The sequence below is a fragment of the Agromyces sp. P1_H4 genome (genome assembly GCF_056405255.1).
Map to the genome: position 1 here is coordinate 1 of NZ_JBFUCL010000595.1, position 835 is coordinate 835.

Genomic DNA, 835 nt, shown 5'->3' on the forward strand with positions numbered 1-835 from the left:
CGGGCGCCTCGGGCGCGGGGGCGGGGGCCGCGGGCGCGGGGGCGGATGCCGCGGGCGCGGCGGCCTCGGACGTCGTGGTCGACGGGGCGGCGGAGGCCTCGGAGGACGTGGGACTCGCGGCATCCGGCTGCCCGTTCAGGCCACCCTCGACCGCACCGGTGCGCACCTGACGGTAGTGCTCGAGGACCGGCCACCAGGTCTTGTCGACGGAATCGGGGTCGGCGAGGTACTTCTCGTACATCTCGTCGACGAGCCACTCATTGGCTCCGTATTCGCCCGCCGTCGTCTCTTCGGATCCCGACCCGGTCAATTGGCTCGACACAGCCTCTCGCCCACTCTCTCCATTGATGCTGGATTTCTCTGCCGGCGATCGGCCCGTGCGCGCACGCACACCGTGCCCGATCACCCACACAAGCCTAAACCCCTCTGCGAAGGTCGGGCGCCGCCCTTGCGGCGGTAGCGTGGGGCGCATGGAGTTCTACCGGACGGCCCCGAGCCACGACCTGACCTACTCGGATGTGTTCCTCGTCCCCAGCCGATCCGGCGTCACCAGCCGGCTCGACGTCTCGCTCGCTCCCGACGACGGCTCCGGCGCCAGCGTGCCCATCGTGTCCGCCAACATGAACTCCATCACCGGCCCCCGGCTGGCCGTCACGCTTGCCCGCCGGGGCGGCCTCGGCGTGCTGCCGCAGGACCTGCACCTGCAGGCCCTCGCCGAGGCGATCCGCTGGGTGAAGGCGCAGTCGCCCCGGTTCGACACGCCCCACGCGTTCTCGCCCGACGACACCGTCGCCGACGCGCTGGCGGTGCTCCCGCCCGTCGCCGGCCACGGCAT

At 72.2% G+C, this 835-nt stretch carries 2 protein-coding genes; one reads left to right on the forward strand and one right to left on the reverse strand.

What is annotated here, in order from left to right:
- A partial coding sequence (locus AC1DY2_RS20235) for a 2-oxoglutarate dehydrogenase E1 subunit family protein (protein WP_476764044.1) occupies window positions 1-322 on the reverse strand: 322 nt, incomplete at its 3' end.
- Window positions 323-470: 148 nt separating this feature from the next.
- On the opposite strand from AC1DY2_RS20235, the gene AC1DY2_RS20240 reads away from it, so the two are divergent.
- Window positions 471-835: IMP dehydrogenase (locus AC1DY2_RS20240; RefSeq protein ID WP_476764045.1), on the forward strand; the 365-nt coding region annotated here is incomplete at its 3' end.